Origin of the sequence: Paracholeplasma vituli, assembly GCF_025446935.1 — a bacterium.
Classification (GTDB): domain Bacteria; phylum Bacillota_I; class Bacilli_A; order Acholeplasmatales; family UBA5453; genus Paracholeplasma; species Paracholeplasma vituli.
On sequence record NZ_JAOEGN010000002.1, the window covers coordinates 64,534 to 84,260 of the forward strand.

General features: G+C 38.4%; 21 protein-coding genes and 1 other annotated feature. Of the genes, 20 read left to right on the plus strand and 1 reads right to left on the minus strand.

Going from position 1 to position 19,727, the window contains the following annotated elements; all coding sequences use genetic code 11:
- Window positions 1-7: 7 nt before the first annotated feature.
- The 19 genes from N7603_RS01355 (at window position 8) to nusG (ending at window position 18,340) form a co-directional block, all read left to right on the plus strand.
- Complete coding sequence (locus N7603_RS01355) at window positions 8-811, plus strand: PSP1 domain-containing protein (protein ID WP_262095521.1); 804 nt, start codon at window positions 8-10, stop codon at window positions 809-811.
- Window positions 801-1,559, plus strand: coding sequence for a tRNA1(Val) (adenine(37)-N6)-methyltransferase (locus N7603_RS01360; RefSeq protein ID WP_262095522.1), 759 nt, complete (start codon window positions 801-803; stop codon window positions 1,557-1,559). The genes N7603_RS01355 and N7603_RS01360 overlap by 11 nt, the downstream gene beginning before the upstream one ends.
- Entirely contained in the window at window positions 1,534-1,944 is a 411-nt protein-coding gene (locus tag N7603_RS01365) for a hypothetical protein (RefSeq protein WP_262095523.1), read from the plus strand. The genes N7603_RS01360 and N7603_RS01365 overlap by 26 nt, the downstream gene beginning before the upstream one ends.
- Window positions 1,944-2,792 carry a 16S rRNA (cytidine(1402)-2'-O)-methyltransferase gene (gene rsmI / locus N7603_RS01370; RefSeq protein ID WP_262095524.1) on the plus strand — a complete coding sequence of 283 codons (849 nt, stop codon included), beginning with the start codon at window positions 1,944-1,946 and terminating at the stop codon, window positions 2,790-2,792. The genes N7603_RS01365 and rsmI overlap by 1 nt, the downstream gene beginning before the upstream one ends.
- 102 nt (window positions 2,793-2,894) lie before the next feature.
- Window positions 2,895-3,095, plus strand: a binding site (T-box leader).
- 29 nt (window positions 3,096-3,124) lie between these two features.
- The gene (gene metG, locus N7603_RS01375) at window positions 3,125-4,696 is read left to right on the plus strand and encodes a methionine--tRNA ligase (RefSeq protein WP_262095525.1); all 1,572 of its coding nucleotides are present in this window, start codon (window positions 3,125-3,127) and stop codon (window positions 4,694-4,696) included.
- A gap of 2 nt (window positions 4,697-4,698) precedes the next feature.
- Window positions 4,699-5,598, plus strand: coding sequence for a YitT family protein (locus N7603_RS01380; RefSeq protein WP_262095526.1), 900 nt, complete (start codon window positions 4,699-4,701; stop codon window positions 5,596-5,598).
- A gap of 149 nt (window positions 5,599-5,747) precedes the next feature.
- Entirely contained in the window at window positions 5,748-6,182 is a 435-nt protein-coding gene (rplM, locus tag N7603_RS01385; protein WP_262095637.1) for a 50S ribosomal protein L13, read from the plus strand.
- 2 nt (window positions 6,183-6,184) lie between these two features.
- Window positions 6,185-6,580, plus strand: a complete 396-nt coding sequence (gene rpsI, locus N7603_RS01390) for a 30S ribosomal protein S9 (RefSeq protein WP_262095527.1) — start codon at window positions 6,185-6,187, stop codon at window positions 6,578-6,580.
- 88 nt (window positions 6,581-6,668) lie between these two features.
- Window positions 6,669-8,012 (plus strand): glutamate--tRNA ligase, encoded by a 1,344-nt coding sequence (gene gltX, locus N7603_RS01395; protein WP_262095528.1) that lies wholly within the window; start codon window positions 6,669-6,671, stop codon window positions 8,010-8,012.
- Entirely contained in the window at window positions 8,009-9,655 is a 1,647-nt protein-coding gene (locus N7603_RS01400) for a M26 family metallopeptidase (protein WP_262095529.1), read from the plus strand. Before gltX ends, N7603_RS01400 begins: the two co-directional genes overlap by 4 nt.
- A gap of 138 nt (window positions 9,656-9,793) precedes the next feature.
- Window positions 9,794-11,614 (plus strand): DUF2779 domain-containing protein, encoded by a 1,821-nt coding sequence (locus N7603_RS01405; RefSeq protein ID WP_262095530.1) that lies wholly within the window; start codon window positions 9,794-9,796, stop codon window positions 11,612-11,614.
- A gap of 93 nt (window positions 11,615-11,707) precedes the next feature.
- Window positions 11,708-13,021, plus strand: a complete 1,314-nt coding sequence (gene cysS, locus N7603_RS01410) for a cysteine--tRNA ligase (RefSeq protein WP_262095531.1) — start codon at window positions 11,708-11,710, stop codon at window positions 13,019-13,021.
- Window positions 13,021-13,404 (plus strand): Mini-ribonuclease 3, encoded by a 384-nt coding sequence (locus N7603_RS01415; RefSeq protein WP_262095532.1) that lies wholly within the window; start codon window positions 13,021-13,023, stop codon window positions 13,402-13,404. Before cysS ends, N7603_RS01415 begins: the two co-directional genes overlap by 1 nt.
- A 5-nt stretch (window positions 13,405-13,409) precedes the next feature.
- A complete protein-coding gene (locus tag N7603_RS01420) occupies window positions 13,410-15,881 on the plus strand; it encodes an HAD-IC family P-type ATPase (protein WP_262095533.1) in 2,472 nt (823 codons plus the stop codon).
- A 33-nt stretch (window positions 15,882-15,914) separates the two neighbouring features.
- Entirely contained in the window at window positions 15,915-16,610 is a 696-nt protein-coding gene (gene rlmB, locus N7603_RS01425) for a 23S rRNA (guanosine(2251)-2'-O)-methyltransferase RlmB (RefSeq protein WP_262095534.1), read from the plus strand.
- An 8-nt stretch (window positions 16,611-16,618) separates the two neighbouring features.
- Window positions 16,619-17,149 carry a sigma-70 family RNA polymerase sigma factor gene (locus tag N7603_RS01430; protein WP_262095535.1) on the plus strand — a complete coding sequence of 177 codons (531 nt, stop codon included), beginning with the start codon at window positions 16,619-16,621 and terminating at the stop codon, window positions 17,147-17,149.
- A 76-nt stretch (window positions 17,150-17,225) separates the two neighbouring features.
- Window positions 17,226-17,375, plus strand: a complete 150-nt coding sequence (rpmG, locus tag N7603_RS01435) for a 50S ribosomal protein L33 (protein ID WP_262095536.1) — start codon at window positions 17,226-17,228, stop codon at window positions 17,373-17,375.
- 12 nt (window positions 17,376-17,387) lie between these two features.
- Entirely contained in the window at window positions 17,388-17,798 is a 411-nt protein-coding gene (gene secE / locus N7603_RS01440) for a preprotein translocase subunit SecE (RefSeq protein WP_262095537.1), read from the plus strand.
- Entirely contained in the window at window positions 17,798-18,340 is a 543-nt protein-coding gene (nusG, locus tag N7603_RS01445; RefSeq protein ID WP_262095538.1) for a transcription termination/antitermination protein NusG, read from the plus strand. Before secE ends, nusG begins: the two co-directional genes overlap by 1 nt.
- Window positions 18,341-18,352: 12 nt before the next feature.
- Here the strand turns inward: nusG and N7603_RS01450 are convergent, their stop codons facing one another.
- Complete coding sequence (locus N7603_RS01450; protein WP_262095539.1) at window positions 18,353-19,195, minus strand: VOC family protein; 843 nt, start codon at window positions 19,193-19,195, stop codon at window positions 18,353-18,355.
- Window positions 19,196-19,266: 71 nt separating this feature from the next.
- On the opposite strand from N7603_RS01450, the gene N7603_RS01455 reads away from it, so the two are divergent.
- On the plus strand, window positions 19,267-19,656 hold the full coding sequence (locus N7603_RS01455; RefSeq protein WP_262095540.1) for a hypothetical protein: 390 nt from the start codon (window positions 19,267-19,269) through the stop codon (window positions 19,654-19,656).
- Window positions 19,657-19,727 lie beyond the last annotated feature (71 nt).

A 19,727-nucleotide genomic window follows, 5' to 3' on the forward strand; every position in this document is an offset into this window, starting at 1 on the left:
TGAATACATGCTTGTTGCACAAGTTCAATTTAGACAGGCTGGGAAACGCTACTACTTTAACCCAAATCAGCTCTCCGTTTCGGACCAATCACTCGTGGTGGTTGAAACCGTTAGAGGCATCGAATTAGGCAAAGTCGTTGGCAAACTGGTTGAAGTCAAGGAAGAAGAATTACAAAACGAATTAAAGCCGATTTTACGATTGGCTACAGATAACGATATCGAAGAAAATGACTACAACAAGAGTCTTGAAATACAAGTTATTCATGTTACCAAAGAATTGGTTCGTCGTAATCAGTTAGACATGAAATTACTAGCAGCGGAATACACGTTAGACCGCGACCGTTTAGTGGTTTATTTCGAATCCGAGAATCGTGTAGATTTCAGACAACTCGTCAAAGATTTATCTGAGAGTTTCAAAACCCGTATTGAATTGCGTCAAGTCGGCTCACGAGATGGTGCGAAGTTCATTGGGGGGATTGGTCTGTGTGGATTAATTACGTGCTGTACAACATTTATCGGTGAGTTTGATAACGTCTCGATTAAAATGGCGAAAAATCAAAACTTATCTTTAAACCCACAAAAAATCAGTGGAAATTGTGGAAAACTCTTATGCTGCATCAAATTTGAAAATAGCGTCTACGAAGAACTCCGTCAAAACATGCCGGATGTCGGCGATAAGATTGTTACCAAAGAAGGTAAAGCCAGCGTCATTTCCATCAATATCTTAAAACAACAACTGAAGGTCATTTATGAAGACGGTTCCTTTGGTTATGTATTCTTAAAGGATATCGAAAAGAAACATGCAAATTGAAAATGAATTACTGGGGTACCCAAGACTAAAAATCATACAAGACCCCAACATGTTCGCGTTCTCCATCGATTCGATGTTATTGGGTGATTTTGTTAAAATCAAGAAACACACCAAACGCATTATGGATCTATGTACAGGAAACGCAGCGATTCCGCTTTATTTAACTGTTAAAACAACCGCGGAAATCCATGGTGTAGAAATTCAAGATAAAGTGTTTGAAATGGCTCAAAAAGGGGTAAAGATCAACAACTTATCTCATCAAATCCACCTGCATCACCGCGACTTAAAGGGCATCTCTAAAGAAGTTGGGAAGCTATCCTTTGACATCGTCACTGCGAACCCGCCCTTCTTCAAAGTTCCTGCTAACCCGCATTTGAACAAAAACGAATATTTAACGATTGCACGCCATGAAGTGATGTTGACTCTAGAGGAACTCATCATCGAAGCCGCGCAATTACTTAATAACGGTGGGTCATTCTATTTAGTCCATCGACCAGACCGCTTAACCGACATTCTAAGTCTTTTAAGAAAACACGACTTAGAACCTAAACGCATGAAATTGGTTCAACCAAGACGCCATGCACAACCAAATCACGTCTTAATTGAAGCCGTGAAAAACCGCCTAGAAGGGGGCTTAATTGTCGAAACACCTTTGGTAGTTTACCACAAGGATCATTGGACAAAGCCCATATTAGACATATATAACATTGGGAGGGAATCATATGTTACTCAGTCTACTCAACCGTAAAGAAAAATTAAAATTTCTGGATTTAGCCATCCATATGGTCGCTATAGACGGTGAACCAAATGCTTTTGAAAAGCGCATTTTAAACATGATGCTTGCTGAAGTTGGTGACGATATCTACAAAGAGTATACATTCTCACTGGCCTCAGATAAAGAAGCTACAGTGGCTTACTTTGTAACTCAACCAAAAGCGACCAGACACATCGTCCTTCTCAACTTACTCAAATTATCGATGTTTGATGATTTGTACAATACCTCTGAACACTTCTTCATTGATAACGTGAGAAGACAGTTCAAAATAGGGGTTGCGAAACGAAAAGAATTGATGCGTGTAATTTACGCGGAACGTGATTGGCATGAACAAGCTAAACGCGTTTGTATCGAGTAATGATTAGGCAAAGTTTTACTGAAACCAAACCCACCCTCTATTTGATTTCAACACCCATTGGAAATTTAAAGGACATTACGCTTAGAGCACTTGAAACGCTAAAAACGGTTCAAGTGATTTTTGCTGAAGATACACGTAATACATTAAAATTGTTATCACATTATGAAATATCTAAACCGATCAAAAGTTACCATGAACACAATAAGCAAAGTGCGACCTTAGAAGTCTTAAAACACCTAGAACAAGGCGATTCGGTTGGACTTGTCACCGATGCTGGTACCCCTGCGATTAGCGACCCAGGGTTTGACTTAGTGCTTGTTGTAAAGGATCATTATCCGGTTGTGCCGATTCCAGGTGCGAGTGCTGTATTAACGGCGCTAGTTGCCTCAGGTTTGACCCCACAACCCTTCACATTTTTTGGTTTTTTAGACCGCACATTATCCAAACGAAAAGATGCTTTAAATAAGCTATCAGGTTTACCACATACCATCGTATTTTACGAACGTGGTGACCGTGTAAAAGATACCCTAAAGGACATGCTTGATGTCTTAGGTAATCGAGATGTCGTTCTCGCAAAAGAACTTACAAAACAGTTTGAAACATTTTATGAAGGCAAAATCGAAAGTCTTATCACAACAGATATCCATGAAAAAGGCGAATTCGTGATGTTGGTTTCTGGTAAATCTGAAACTACCTCAAGTAGTGGAGACATTGTTACGGATGTCAAAGAATATATCCAATTAGGATACAGCGAAAAAGAAGCTATCAAGAAAGTAGCGAGTGAACTCGGTGTCCATAAGAATGTGGTTTATCAAAAAGTAATTGAATTTGGTGGCATCAAAAAATAGAATATACATCATTACAAATGACCCTGAAATTGGGTCATTTTCATTTATAAAAAGTTACACCGATTTAAGTTGTTTTTACATAGATTATTATATATAATAAGTGTACAGGCTATGAAAAAGAGAGTAATAAATGGATTTTAAGCTAGAGAGTTTGTGTCAGGTGAAAACAAACAGAACCATTTTTGAAGATGACTTTGGAGCCGTTCAATCGATAGGTAGATTGAACCGTTCGCACGCGTTAAGTGTTAGAGTGCTATGGTTATCCATAGAACTAAGGTGGTACCGCGATCATTCGTCCTTAGCGTTTTTAGGGGCGATTTTTTTACGAAAAAATGGAGGTAAATAAGATGAAAAAACCATTCTATATTTCAACTGCCATCGCATACGCTTCAGCCATTCCTCACGTCGGGAATGTCTATGAAGCCATCCTTGCGGATGCCATTGCGAGATTTAAACATCTCGATGGGTACGATGTGTATTTTCAAACAGGGACCGATGAACATGGTCAAAAAATTGAATCCAGAGCTGCTTTAAAAGGGATTGATCCACAAGCTTATACCGACTATATTTCCGGTGAAATCAAACGCATTTATGCGAGTGTTGGTGTAGAGTACGACCACTTTATCCGTACTACCGATAAAAATCACCATAAAGTCGTCCAAGCCATTTTCAAGAAACTTTACGATCAAGGTGATATTTATCTAGGTAAATATGCTGGATGGTATAGTGTTGCTGAAGAATCATTCATTTCTGAGAAAGATATTGTGGATGGAAAAGGTCCGAATGGTGATACCCTAGTATGGACAGAGGAAGAAACGTTCTTCTTTGACTTGAAGAAATATCAAACACGCTTAGTCGAATATATTCAAACACACCCTGAATTCATTTCACCAGAATCCCGTAAGAATGAAATGCTCAATAACTTCTTAAGTGAACCACTTCAAGACTTATCGGTTTCTAGAACCTCATTTAAATGGGGGATACCAACTTTTGATCCTAAACACGTGATTTACGTTTGGATTGACGCGTTAACAAACTACATCAGTGGTTTAGACTTAGATGAAACCTTAACACCATCAGAAAAGTTCAAGAAATACTGGCCAGCTGATATCCACTTAATTGGTAAAGATATCTTAAGATTCCATACGATTTATTGGCCAATAATGTTGATGGCTTTAGGCTTAGAATTACCTAAAACTGTTTTCGGACACCCATGGGTGCTCATTGATAAATCGAAGATGAGTAAGTCATTAGGGAATACCCTTTATGTTGACGATATCTTGAAACACTTCAAGAAAGATACCCTTCGTTATTATGTCTTACACGAAATTCCATTCGCTGCCGATGGTAATTTGACCTATGAATTGTTGATTGAAAGAAACAACACCGATTTGGCCAATACCTTAGGCAACCTTGTGAATCGTACGATTGGTATGGCAAACAAATACCGTGGTGGTTTAGTCGTTAAAGCGAACACGCAAAAAAACTATGAAATTTCTTTAGTCGAAGCGACTAAATCGCTTTTAGCAAACGTTCGTGCGAAGATGGATGAATACCGTGTCGCTGACGCAATTGAAGAAATTATGAAGGTTTTACGTTTAGCGAATAAGTTCATTGATGTGACAGAACCTTGGAAACTCTTCAAAGACGAAAGTGCTCAAGCAGAACTCAATGGTGTTTTGTACGAACTCATTGAAACAATTCGTATTACAGCTGTATTACTCAAGGCTTTCATTCCGGATACTGCAAATGAAATCCTCAGACAAATCCATACGAATCAAACGACATTCGATTCGATTCAAGACTTTGGTGGTTTTGAAGATCATACCCAATTGAATGCACCAGTGGTTCTATTTGAACGATATAACCCAGAAGAAAAACTTGAAGAAATCTTAAAAGGATAACCATGCGCAACCTATTTAAAGACAACGAAAAAATGTGGCTTGAAGTACGTGCACTGCTCTCAGTGACGCTATTTACCATCATTTATGGAATCGGCGTTAGCTGGTTCTTAGAGGCTTCCCTTGAGCCCCTTTATACAGGGGGCATCCCAGGTATTGGACAGCTGGTCAGAAATATCTTAAACAGCCGTTTTGATATGAATCTAGGCAACAGTTTCTTGGGGATTTTCATCATGGTTGGAAATATCCCAATCCTTATTTTAGGGTGGTTTGGTGTATCCAAACGATTCACTATTTACTCCATCATTTCCGTTGTCATTCAGTCTACCATTTTAGGGTTTATTCCTGTGGTAGATATGGGTATAGACGATACCTTCGTTCTAGCCGTTATGGGTGGATTATTGGTCGGTGTTGGGGTTGGTGGTGCTCTTAAATATGGGACATCAACTGGTGGGTTGGATATCGTTGCACAGTATTATTCTTTAAGACACGGAACCTCAGTTGGTTTTGTATCCTTAGTATTAAATGTCGGGATTGCATTAATAGGTGCGGTCGTATTTGGTAGTGCAAGCGTCGCCGCTTACACCATCATTCGTATCATCGTTTCAACGATGGTCACAGATAAACTGCACACCGCTTATAATTTCATGAAAGTGGAAATCATAACCGACAACCCAGCTAAACTCATTCAATTGATTTTAGAAAAAGTCTATCGTGGCGTCACACTTGCCAAAGTAGAAGGGGCGTACTCACACAAAGAAAAAACGATGGTCATCGTGGTCATCTCTTCTTATGAGCTCACCCAGATTCGTAAATTAGTGAAAGATTTTGATCCGAAAGCCTTTATGATCACACAACCTGTGAAGACCATTCAAGGCAATTTCGCAAGAAAAACCATCGTATAAGTAGTGTTATTTGGATTGAAAAGGTACGTTGAAAAAAACTCAAATGTTATGGTTGACAATTAACCATACTTATAGTAAGATTTATACGGTACGTTTTAAAAAGCCCACAATAGCCCTTATTACAACCAATAAGGAGGAGAATTACAATGATGAGAACTACAACAATGCCAAATCCGGCGAACATCCAAAGAAAATGGTATGTCGTTGACGCAGATGGCGCAACACTTGGTCGTTTAGCGACTCAAGTAGCAGCAATTTTAAAGGGTAAAAATAACCCATACTACGCTCCACACGTAGATACAGGGGACAATGTTATCATTATTAATGCTGACAAAATTCAATTAACAGGGAAGAAATGGACTGGTAAAGTCTATTATTCACACAGTGATTATGCTGGTAGCTTGAAGACAACCATGGCTAAAGATGTTATGGCTAAATTCCCAACCAGAATGGTAGAAAAAGCAGTAGAAGGTATGTTGCCACACAACCGTTTAGGAAGACAAATGTTTAAAAAATTGTACGTTTACGCTGGCAGCGAACACCCACACATTGCACAACAACCAGTTAAGTTGGAGGTATTATAATCATGGCAAAAGCGGTTCAATATTTAGGCACAGGACGTCGTAAGAGTTCAGTAGCAAGAGTTATTCTTACAAGCGGTACTGGAAAGTTTGTTGTAAACGACAGACCATTCGAAGAATACATCCCATCAGCAGCAACCCGTCTTGACGTTTTACAACCATTAGCAATCACCGAATCAGAAGGTCGTTTCGACGTTTCTGTTAACGTGTATGGCGGTGGATTAACCGGTCAAGCAGGTGCAATCCGTTTAGGTATCACAAGAGCCTTAATGGAAATTAATCCAGATTTAAGATCAACCTTAAAACCTGCTGGATTAGTCACTAGAGATCCTCGTGCTAAAGAACGTAAAAAATACGGTCTTAAAAAAGCGCGTAGAGCATCCCAATTCTCAAAACGTTAATTTTTGGAAAGCAGTCTTCGGATTGCTTTTTTTCTTGTAAGAACGCCCCATATATCGTATAATGATATATGCGAAAGAAGGTTTTTGTATGAAAAGAGTACGTGTTAGATACGCACCGAGCCCAACAGGACTATTACACATAGGTAATGCTAGAACAGCCATTTTTAATTTCTTATTTGCGAGAAGTCATGGTGGTGACTTCATTATTAGAATCGAAGATACCGACGTTAAACGTAACGTTATTGGAGGAGAAGCCTCTCAATTAGACAACCTTAAATGGTTAGGTCTAGAATGGGATGAATCCCCAGATAAAGGTGGCCCATTTGGTCCTTATCGCCAACTCGAACGTTTAGATTTATATAAAGAATATGCAGAAAAATTACTTGATATGGGCATGGCTTATAAAGAGTATAAAGAAGGTTCGACTAAGTACGCTATTCGTTTTAAAGTTCCAGAAAATAAAGAATATGTATTTAATGATATGGTTAGAGGCACACTTAGATTCCAATCTAAAGAAGTCGAAGACTGGATCATGATTAAAGATAACGGGATTCCTACTTATAACTTCGCAGTCGTCATCGATGACCACTTCATGGAAATCACCCACATTTTAAGAGGGGAAGAACATATCACCAACACCCCAAAACAAATGATGGTTTACGAAGCGTTCGGTTGGGAAATTCCAACATTTGGACACATGACCATTATTGTCAATGAGAAAAAGAAAAAGTTATCCAAACGCGATCAATCGATTGTTCAGTTTATCTCTCAATACCGCGAATTAGGGTATTTACCAGAAGCCATTTTAAACTTCATTTCATTACTTGGCTGGAGCCCAGCAGTGAATCAAGAAATTTTATCTAAGGACGAAATCATCACGCACTTTGATGAATCGCGTCTATCCAAAGCACCAGCCATGTTTGACGTTGTGAAACTTGCCTATATCAACAAAGAGTATGTGAAGAAATTATCCTTAGAAGCCTTTGTAGAACTGTGCAAACCGCACCTCGAAAAAGCGGGTATTGATGTGTCGAATTCGGTTTGGGTTTCTGATCTTTGTAGTTTACTACATGAAAGAACAGCTTATGGTGCACAAATAGTTGAACTACACCATGAATTCTTCCATGGAGAATTTGAATTAGAACCAGAGGCACTTGAGTTCTTAAGAAGCGAAAATACCCTACCAGTCATCAAAGCATTCCGAAAGAAATTAGCCATCAGCTCATTCACTGCTGAAGATATTAAAGAATCGATTAAAGACATTGGTAAACACTTAAACGTCAAAGGCAAATCCTTATTTATGCCTTGCCGTATCGCAACGACAGGTGCGATGCACGGACCAGATTTACCAAAATCACTTTCTTTATTAGGTAAAGAAGTTGCCTTAAATAGAATCGACAAAACTATAGAAACTTTGGAGAATAACGCATGAGAAAACTTTTCACATTATTCGCATTTGTCCTAACCCTTGTTGTCCTTGCTGGATGTAATGATCAGTCCAATGTTAAGATTACACTTAAAAATGTGGCTGCTGCAAGAACAACAATTTATATGGAGTTAGACGTCACAGACCCGGATAAAGAGATCCCTGCTGACGGTATTGTAATCGTATTATACAAAAATGGCGAGGAGGTTTCTCGTAAAGCTCCAACCATTACAACTGAGCTTACATCCGTGATGTTTGATGGCTTAGCTGTAAACACGAAGTATAGCTATTCCGTATTTGCTACATATGGCGGAAAATCGCACAAAATGGCCACAGGTGAGTCTACTACTACAACAAGTGGTTCAAGCGTAGATGAACCTAAATTGATTACTACCATTGAAGAATTCTTGAATATTCCAAACGACTTAACAGCGTATTACCGTCTTGAAAATGACCTTGATTTCTTAGAAGCTAAATTCCAAAACCAATTTGGATCGAAACAATTCGCAGGTACATTTGATGGTAATGGAAAAACAATTAAAAATCTTACCATGGATACCACAACCACCTTCATTGGGCTATTTGGTTATAACCGTGGTACCATTAAAAACCTAACGATTGAAAACGTCATTACAGACTTTAAGACCAGCACCCAAAATATTGGCATTGTTGCAGGTAAGAGTTCCGGAACGATTGAAAATGTTACGATTAAAAATTCAACTGTAAAAGCAGCTTATTCTAGAACAGGCCAAATCTATATTGGTGCGGTAGTAGGACTTGCTGAAACAGGTTCTAAGTTAACAAATATCCAAATTGAAAATAGCCATTTAGAACTGACGATTTCAGGACGTACTGAACCATTTGCAGGACTTTTAGTCGGACGCGCTCAGGCAACTAAGATTGATAACAGTAGTGCTCAAGGTACAATCAGTGTGACTGCATTAGACACCATCAACGTTGGTGGTTTAGTCGGTGGTATTGAAAACGTCGGATTATCTTCCTCATCCATCACCGAATCCAGCGCAGATGTCAACATCTTAGCGGATGTTAATGTTACAAACACAACAACAAATGATAAAGCTCAACTCGTCTTTATTGGTGGATTAGTCGGATCATCTGTAGGTACTAACATTTCAAGCGTATATGCATTAGGTGATATAGAGTTATCAAGAGCATCAAACACCTCTGCTAATGACCGTTCAGACGATGAAATTGGTGTGGGTGGTTTGGTTGGTATTACCAGTTCACCAATCGTAAATGCGTTTGCGAAAGGTAGCATTCTTATTGGTAATGCAGAAGTTGTATCCATCATTTCTTTTGAAAAGATGTCTGTTGGTGGTTTAGCTGGTATTCAACTCGGTGGTGAACGTTTAGACAAGTCAGTCTATATGGGCGCATCTATCCAAGTTTATCCTGGAGCAAAAGGCCAAGTTCAGCTTTCAAGTACTGTTGGCAACATGGTCACCACAAAAGCAGTAGATTTAGCTGGTGGTACTGTCAAACTCATCAATGATTTAATTGCAGGTAGAGTGGTCGTTACTTATGGTGAAGAAATAGTTACTACACCATCTGATACAACAACAATTGAATCTGCAGCACTAGTGACATTCTTTGATAGTGATTTTATTAAAGACGCATTAGCTGAATAATAAGTAAAAAGTTGCGGGTTGTACCCACAACTTTTTTTGTAACGATTGTGTAGCATAAAAATATATAAATAGTTTTATATATTTCATGACTTGCATGGTTTTTTAAAAGGCATATAATGATGCTAAGAGGTGATTTGAATGAAAATATCCAAAACAGGATTTACCAACATTGTTCGCTGTAGCCGTTATGGCGCATTAGAAGAAATTTATCGTAAGAAAAACCAAGCTATCGTTACATTCTCAGAAGACATGGATGACCTCATGACTGCTGAGAATTTCATGAAGCGCGATGAACTTTTAAACGACATGTATGATGAAGAAGAGGATCTGATTGTCAAAGATGACCCTCAACTCAGGGTCATGATGCCTTTTTATAACGCGATGGAAGGTTTAACAGCGAAAGCGGTTAGTAAACACTTCAGTGGGGACTTTCAATTCAACATGTTAGATACCTACAAACAAAAACGATTTGAGATGGAACGAGATGGCTATCATTTTTACTGTTTCCTAGATGGATACTTAGCACAAGAAAATGGGTATAAAGTTTTTGAAACCAAAGCCACCACTTCAAGAAAATACCTAGATATGACCCATGAAAAGGAATCGATGTTTGCGTTCTCACCAGAAGGCATCTTGATGCTCACCAAAGATTTGGGTTTTCCAACCGATGAAAAATACGATAAAAAGCTTCAAAAATTATATGATCGCTATTCGGATGAAGGTCGCTATGTTTATGACTTAGCCTTTCAAAGATACATCATTGAACATAGTGAAAATCCACCACAAGGGAAAAAAGGGTTCTACCTAGCGGTTTTAAACAAAGATTATGTGTTCGATGGTACTTATGATCAAAACAATAAACCAGTTTATGGCGACGACATCATTGTTTTAGTGGATTTCACTTCGATTACGGAGCGTTACATGCCCATCATCGAAGCTGATATGAAAACCGTTATTGATTACTTAAACCATATGAATGCGAACCCAGTTGATATTGGTAAACACTGTCAACGTAAGGACCGTAAACAATGTCAATTTTACTCGATTTGTTGGAGCCATGTTCCTGAGAAGAACTCTGTTTTAACGTATCTCAATAACCATAACGGTTTTACCGATGAATACGGTGAAAAACGCGACCGTTACGATTTAATCAATGAAGGTATCGTCAATGCACTAGATATCCCTGAATCGTGGTTAAAACGTGAGAATAATATCATTCAAAGACGTGTGATTGAATCTCAAACACCCTATTATCATTACCGTAAGATTAGAGAAGGTATCCTAGAACTTAGATATCCGATTTATCACTTAGACTTCGAATCATTCCCGTGTCCGTTACCACGTTTCAAAGGGGAAACCCCCTATATGCAATCCTTATTTCAGTATTCTATTCACATAGAACATGAACCCAATGTATGTGACAAGAATGAAGATAATTATTCTTTCTTAGCAACCGATCATTTCGATCAAAGGGAAGCTCTAATAAAGGGGATGATTGACGTAATCAAACCGGATGGCGGATCCGTTTTGGTGTATAATATCGCATTTGAGAAAACACGCATTCATGAGTTAGCTAGGCTATTTCCTGCATATAAAGATCGTTTGATTGATATCGCAGATCGCTTATTCGACCTCATGGATATCGTGAAAGGCAATACGAAACTCTATAAAAATTTAGGCTATGATGAAGAAGAAGCCAAAAAGATTAACTATTACCACAATGACTTAAATGGATCTTACTCAATTAAGAAGGTATTACCCTTATTTTCGAACCTAACCTATAAAGGGATGCCGGTTGCGAATGGGAATGATGCGATTGTTCAATACGCAACGATGCCAACATATGATCCAAAAACAAAAGAGCGTGTCAAACGTGATATGCTCGAATATTGTAAGCAAGACACTTGGGCAATGGTCGAAATTTTGAAACAATTACGAACGATTGCAGGCGTTAGATAATCCCTATACAAAGGGATTGTCAATTATTCACTCAAGGGAATTGCTTGTATTTATATGCTTTTTTAACTATAATATATCTAATGAGGTGAAACCTTGAAATTATTTAACTCACTTACAGGTAAAGAGGAAATCTTTACACCTGTAAAACCCAATGAAATTTCTATGTATGTATGCGGTCCAACCGTATACAATTACATTCATATCGGCAACGCTAGACCCGTTGTCTTTTTCGATGTTGTCAAACGTTACTTTAAGTATTTAGGTTGTAAGGTAACTTACGTGTCTAACATCACAGATGTCGACGATAAAATCATCGATGAAGCCCAAAAACTCAACATTGATGAAAAACTCTTAACGCAAACATTTACAGAAGCATTCATCAAAGATACGCTTGCTTTAGGCAGTGATTTACCAGATTTAATGCCAAAAGCAACCAACTATATCACAGATATGATTTTTTACATCAATGATTTGATTGAAAAAGGTTATGCTTATCAAAGTGGTGATTCTGTGTATTTCAGAGTTCAAAAAATTGGTCACTATGGTGCCCTATCCAAGCAAGTGTTAGAAAACTTGAATGTCGGTGCCCGTATCGATGTGGATTCCCAAAAAGAAACACCATTTGATTTTACACTTTGGAAACAAACTCAAACTGGTTTAGCCTTTGAATCGCCATGGGGAAAAGGTCGCCCAGGTTGGCATACAGAGTGTGCAGTCATGAATCACTCTATTTTTAACCATCTAATCGATATTCATGGGGGTGGATCGGATTTAAAATTCCCACACCATGAAAATGAAATGGCACAAAGCTGTGCCCATGATAATCACGAACTAGCGAACACCTGGATGCATGTCGGTAGACTCGATTTTGGAAACGAAAAAATGAGTAAATCGATTGGCAATATCATCCTCGTGAAGGATCTTTTAGAAAACTACGAATACCAATCGTTTAGATTGTTATTGTTATCTCACCACTACCGTCAACCGATCAATTACTCAGACGATTTAATGAAACAGTTTGATAACGAATGGCAACGTATTAAACGCGCCATGAAACAAGCCTTTGTCGATATCTCAATCGCGAGATACAAAACCGTAGATATCAATCTTGACGCCTTAGAACGTTTTAGAGAAGCGATGGACGATGACTTTAATATTTCAAACGTCATGACAGTGGTATACGATCAAATTAAGTCGATGAATCGTTCTAAAGAAGTGGAAGAAATCGCGAGATATTATCATACCATTACCCTCATATTATCCATTTTAGGCATTCGTCTGGATTTGATGCCACTATCGGATGAACAAATTGAGCGCTATCAAGCATGGCAACAAGCACGTGCTGAAAAACGTTATAGTGACGCCGACCGAATTCGTATGGAATTGGTCGATTTAGGATTACTCTAATGGAGGCTCATTTAATTAATGGTGTAGCCTTAGCCTACATTGGGGACGTATATTATGAATTACGTATTCGTCGTTATTTACTTTCACTTGGATTGACGAAAGTGAACGACTTACACAAAAAAGCCATCCAATTTACTGCAGGATCAGTCCAAGCGGGTTTAATGGATGTCTTCATTGAACGCAATCTTTTAACCGAAACCGAATTAAACTATTTTAAAAAGGGTCGTAATGCTTCAGGACCTGGTCGTAAGAACATCGATATGGCTACTTATCACAAATCTACTGGATTTGAATCGATGGTGGGCTATCTATATTTGACCGACATTAATCGATGTGACGAACTCATCGATCTCGCAATTCAAATTCTAACAGAAAAGGCGTGATTACATTGGAAGACATTAAGCCAAGAAAAAAATCAAAAAAAGAATTAAGCCATACCGTTGAGGTTGAGAGACCTAACCCTGAAATTCAACAAGGGTTGACCTATCAACAAGTCGAAGAACGTCTCATTGCAGGACTATCTAATAAGATTTCATCCGGTTCAACAAAAACAATTACATCCATTGTGTTGTCGAACATCATGACGTTTTTTAACTTGCTTAATATTGGGATTGCAACCTGGCTAATTACAGTAGGTGCTTTTAAGGACCTCTTTTTCATCGTGATTGTTTCCATGAACGTCGGAATTGGAATCTTCCAAGAAATCAAAGCTAAGAAAACCATCGATAAATTATCACTCTTATCTGCGCCAACCGGATTGGTTATCCGTGATGGTGAAGAACAAGAAATCATGATTTCAGACTTAGTCATCGACGATTTGATGAAACTAACTACTGGGAAGCAAATCAGTGCCGATGCGGTCGTTAGAGATGGGCAAATCGAAGTGAATGAAAGTTTACTAACCGGTGAATCTGACCCAATTGTAAAAAAAGTTGGAGATGAACTCTACTCCGGGTCCTTCGTAGTTTCTGGTCACTGTATTGCACAAATTAATAAAATTGGTAAGGATTCATATATTGAAAACCTTGCGAAACAAGCTAAAAAATACCGTAAGCCAAAATCAGACTTACTTAAATCATTAAGAAATATCATTACCACTGTCGGGTTCTTAATCGTCCCGATTGGGGCGACCTTGTTCTATATGCAAATGAACAACGTAGCAGGTATTACCTATCCTGAAGCTGTTAGAGGCGTCAGTGGAGCAGTTATCGGAATGATTCCATCGGGATTATTCTTATTAACCTCTGTCACCCTTGCGGTTGGGGTTTTGAGACTGGCTCAAAATAACACCCTCGTACAAGAACTCTACTGTATCGAAATGCTTGCGCGTGTAGATACCCTCTGTTTGGATAAAACAGGTACCATCACCGATGGCACCATGCAAGTCAAAAACGTGATTGAGTATGTTAACCCTTCTGGATTACCAATCAAAAAAGCCATTCCAACAATTATGGCGTCCTTAGAGGAAAAGAACCTAACCTCAGAAGCGCTTGAACAAAAATTTGGTACCACCAAACGCATTAAAACCAAATCTGTTATTCAATTCTCAAGTGCGCGAAAACTTTCCGCTGTCGAATTTGACAAATACGGTACATTCGCGATGGGAGCACCGGAATTTGTCTTGAAGAAAGATGCTTATGCCGAAGTCTCTGAAGATGTTGAAAAGTATGCTAAAGATGGCTATCGTGTATTGGCGATTGCCCATTCAACGGGTTCGATTGATGGCGATAAACTCCCACAAGATATTAAAGCGATTGGTCTTATTGTCATTGAAGATACCATTCGTCCGGATGCGATTTTAACCATTGAATACTTTAAGACACATAACGTCGATGTTAAAGTTATTTCTGGGGACAACCCGATGACAGTCGCGCACATATCCAAGCGCGCAGGCATTGCGGACGCAGACAAATACATCAGTTTAGAAGGCGTTTCGGACAAAGATGTCATTCGCTTCGCGGACAAATATACTGTATTTGGACGCGTATCACCGACACAAAAGAAATTATTGATTGAATCCTTGAAGCGTAGCGGTAGAACCGTTGCGATGACTGGTGATGGTGTTAATGATATCCTTGCTTTAAAAGAAGCCGATACGTCGATTGCGATGGCTTCAGGTAGTGAAGCAGCACGTAACGTATCCCACTTAGTTTTAATGGATTCTAACTTCTCATCGATGCCAAAAGTCGTTAATGAAGGTCGTCGTGTCATCAACAACGTCCAACGTGTTGCGATTCTTTTCTTGACTAAGACAATCTTCTCATTCATGTTATCAATTGTTGCGATATTGTCCAAAGGGATTTACCCAATTACCCCATCTCAATTATCCATGATTGACTTCTTAGTTATTGGGTTACCTTCATTCATATTAGCGCTTGAACCAAATACGAACCAAGTACGCGGACGCTTCTTATTGAACGTCTTAAAACGTGCCTTACCGGGGGCGATTGTAGTCGTCATGAACGTTTTGATCATATTCGCGTTAACACCGATTTTAAATATCGATAAAACCCAATCTTCTACCCTTATTGTCATCACTGCAACCTTCACATCTATGATGGTTTTGTTACGAGTGTTGAGACCGATGAATACAGTGAGACGAATTCTATTCCTTGTGATGTTCTCATCCTTTATAGGGTTAGTCATATTCATGCCAGACTTCTTTGAATTTAACTCATTCTGGCGTGATTACCACTCCTCATCTACAGGAGAATTGGTGCCTAGACTTCCAGTGGATCAGTTGTTGTTGTTAATTGTTTTGATTCAAGCAGCGTTCCCTGCGATGGGTATCGTTTCAAATATTCCGAATTACATATCTAAGGGCATTCGTTATGTGCTCATGAAGTTATCCAATATTTAAAGTAAAAAGAAATGGTCGAGAGGTATATATTATATGATCATCTATGGAAAAAACACGGTGAAAGAAGCTATTCTTGCCAAACGACCAGTTTATCAAGTTTGGTTGGATGAAAAGAAAACCGATTTTAAATGGGTCCCATTTTTAAAGGAACACAACATTCCTTACAAATTGGTCTCTAAACATCAACTAAACGATAAAACCGATAATCAAAACCATCAAGGGATTGTTGCGGACGTTAAGCCTTACACCTATGCGGATTTATCGATTCTCTTTGATGGGAATAAAAAGAAAGTCTTAATTTTAGATCAAATTGAAGACCCTCATAATCTCGGTGCGATTCTAAGAAGCGTTGAAGCAACCAAAATTGACGCTGTTATCCTACCGAAGAACCGCAGTGTGGAAATTACGGGTACTGTAGCGAAAACCGCAGTAGGGGCTTTAGAGTATACTCAAATTATTCAAGTAACCAACTTAACTCAAACCATTGAAAAGTTGAAAGAACACGGATTTTGGGTGGTTGGTACAGATATGGTCGCTGATAAAACCTACAAAGACATTGATACGTCGACTTCGGTTGCGGTTGTCATTGGCAACGAAGGTGAAGGTATCTCACGTTTGGTTAAACAATCCTGCGACTATTTGGTCATGATACCCATGATTGGAAAAGTCAATTCATTAAATGCCAGTGTTGCCGCGGCACTGATATTATATAAGCTTGCAGATCTTTAGGAGGATACATGTCATATAAAGCCTATAACGATTACGAACTGATTTACATGGTTCAAGATCAACAGGACATGGTGGCTTTAGACATTTTATTTACGAAGTACGACAAGTTCATACATAAAAAAATCAGCCAATTCTATATCTTTGATAGTGAACGGGATGATTTTTATCAAGAAGGCCTCATCAGTTTACACAAAGCTGTGATATCTTTTAAAGAAGCGTACAACAAAACATTCATGCGCTACTTTGAAACGGTCTTAGAGCGAAAATTTATCAATTTGAATCAAAAACGAAAAAGGTATCATCAAGAAATGGATCATTTGGTGAATGAAGCCAGATACATGCCCATTTGTGTCGAGGAAGAACCTCTACCAAGTTATCAAAAGCAGTCCTTTAAATCTGCTTTAGAAGATGCGATATATGATGCCTATTTCAAAGAAAATTTAAAAATTCAAACGATTGCGCGAACCTATCAACTAGATCCAAAACAAGTGTACAACGCAATTTATCGGATTAAGAAAAAGCTAACACAAACACCCTAAATGGTGTATAATATATTGACTAAGGTTTTGCGTCATGTTAAAATACATGTGCAATAACCACAGAGGTGGTTTTTTTATGCGAGAAAAAGTGATTTTAATTTGTGAGGAATGTTTAAGCCGTAATTACCAAACAACGAAGAATAAAGCCGTTCAAAAAGAACGTCTTGAAACCAAGAAGTTTTGTGTGAAGTGTAACAAACATACCCTACATAAAGAAAGTAAATAGGAGGCTATTCAAATGGCAGTCAAACAAAAAGCTACAGAACAAAAAAGCAAGTTGGTTGAAGTTCTAACCACTGAGTACAGATGGGAGAATTTGTTACTAGGTGTTCTAGCGTCTTTATCCCTAGCTTTATCCATCATGATTTTAAGTGGAATTTTAACCACTGAAGATGGTCCAATTCCACTCATTTCAGACTTCCCTAACTTATTTGCGGGCATTTTGTTGGGTATTTCCATCATTGGTTTGTTATTGGTTATCTATCCATTCTTCGTCCCAGCTATTCCAGAATTAAAGAAAATGTCTTGGGCATCTTGGCCAGTATTTTTAGATGCGAGCATCCGTGTCCTCATTTTCGTTATCTTCTTCGCAATGTTATTCTTCGCATTCGACTTACTCATTTCTAATATCACAGGGAATCTATTCTAATGATTGATCCGCGTCGCTGGTATATCGTGCAAACCTATTCCGGTTACGAATCGTCTGTCAAGGAAGACCTTGAACGTCGTATCGAATCGATGGGGATGCAAAATTTGATTTTTAGAGTGGTATTACCAGAAGAAACTTATATTGAAAAAGATAAGAATGGTAATCCAAAAGAAAAAGTAAGAAAAATGTTCCCAGGGTATGTATTTGTAGAAATGATCATTACAGACGACTCTTGGCACGTGATTCGTAATACCCCTAAAGTAACTGGGTTTTTAGGTTCATCAGGCGGTAGAACAAAACCAGTTCCACTCCCACAAGATGAAATCAACGCCATCTTATTGAAGGTCGGTATCATCGAAAAACCAACATTCAAACACCCAATTGGTTCACAAGTCAATATCATTGCAGGTCCGTTTGCTGGTCAATCCGGTAAAGTTGTATCCTTTGATAACGATAAAGAAACCGCGATCATTTCAATTGAAATTTTCGGCCGTGGTACACCAACTGAAGTATCGTTTGATCAAGTAGAAAATCAAAAGTGAGCCCTCGCGGACTCACTTTTTTAATATTAATTTTACGCCATCGGGGTCTACCGTATGAAGGGAATTACCATCCAATTCATAAGGTACATTTAAAGCGTTTAGCTGTTCAATAATCTTAATGAATCTTTCATCACTACCGACTTGATACGTGACATCTATTAAACCTACGGCATCCGCTTTAGGTTTTAATGTACCTGCCCACGTATTGAGTGCTAAGTGGTGGTGGTATTCAACAGAAGATAAGAAGTGTGCACTACCTACATTGATGATCATTTGATAGTCTAAGACTGTTTGATAAAATGAAGAAGCCTTAGCTAAATTAGCTGAATGTAGGTGCATGTGACCTAAGATGGTTTTTGAATCTATCTTGATCAGAGGTTTAACTTTAAGTTGTAAGTAGAAGTTGTAGTTAAAAGGCTTATTCTCGATTTTAGATGGGTTTTGATCGATATCAGACCAATACGTAGGGTCGGTATCGTAATATAGCTCAATGCCGTTACCGTCTGGATCATCTAAATAAAGCGCATCCGATACACCGTGGTCAGCCGCTCCTGTGATGGGGTATTTGTGCTTCGCAATATTCTGAATGACTTGTGCGAGCGCTTCTTGGGTATTAAATAAGTAAGCGACATGGTATAAGCCTTGGCTAGGTCGTCTTAATGAAGCGTTTGAATCTACTATAGTTTTCAAAATAATATCGTGTCCATTAATGGTATAATAGATGTGGTTTTCGTGCTCTTCGAATATTGAAAAGCCTAAAATTTCATTATAAAAAAACTTTGATTCTTTAACATTTTTAATTTTTAAGGATAGCGCTACTGGATAAGTGGCGTCACCTTGATGGTATTTACTCATCTTAATGACCTCGATGATGTAAGTATAACATTTCGAATTCGAAATATGAAGTAACTTGCTTGGAGGCTTGAATGAAAACATTAGATATGATCGATTTACTTAAGAAAACAGAACCCAATTTATCTACCACTGTACTGCGCGTTGGTGTATTACCGAACGATGGCAACATTATACCTGGATTCCCTGAAGCGCTACTGGTATTTGATGAAGAAAGTTTCACAATTTACACCTTTGAAGGTTTACTCAAATTAACCTATGAAGACCAAAAGTATAACTTCCGTTTTGATGAAATTAAAGAGATTGAATTAGGAAAATATAACTTCAAGGACAGATACCTTAAGATAACCTTCAAAGACGACCGCTATATCGCTTTCTCGTACCATCTTAAAGACAAGAAGTACCCATATCAAAGCCGTCTTGTTGAAGCTTTTATGCGCAAATTAGAATCCCTCGCAAATTAGTTTTCAATTTAGGTTGACATTATTACTATGTAATGATAAAATATCAAGGCGTGTATGGATACACCGTAGTG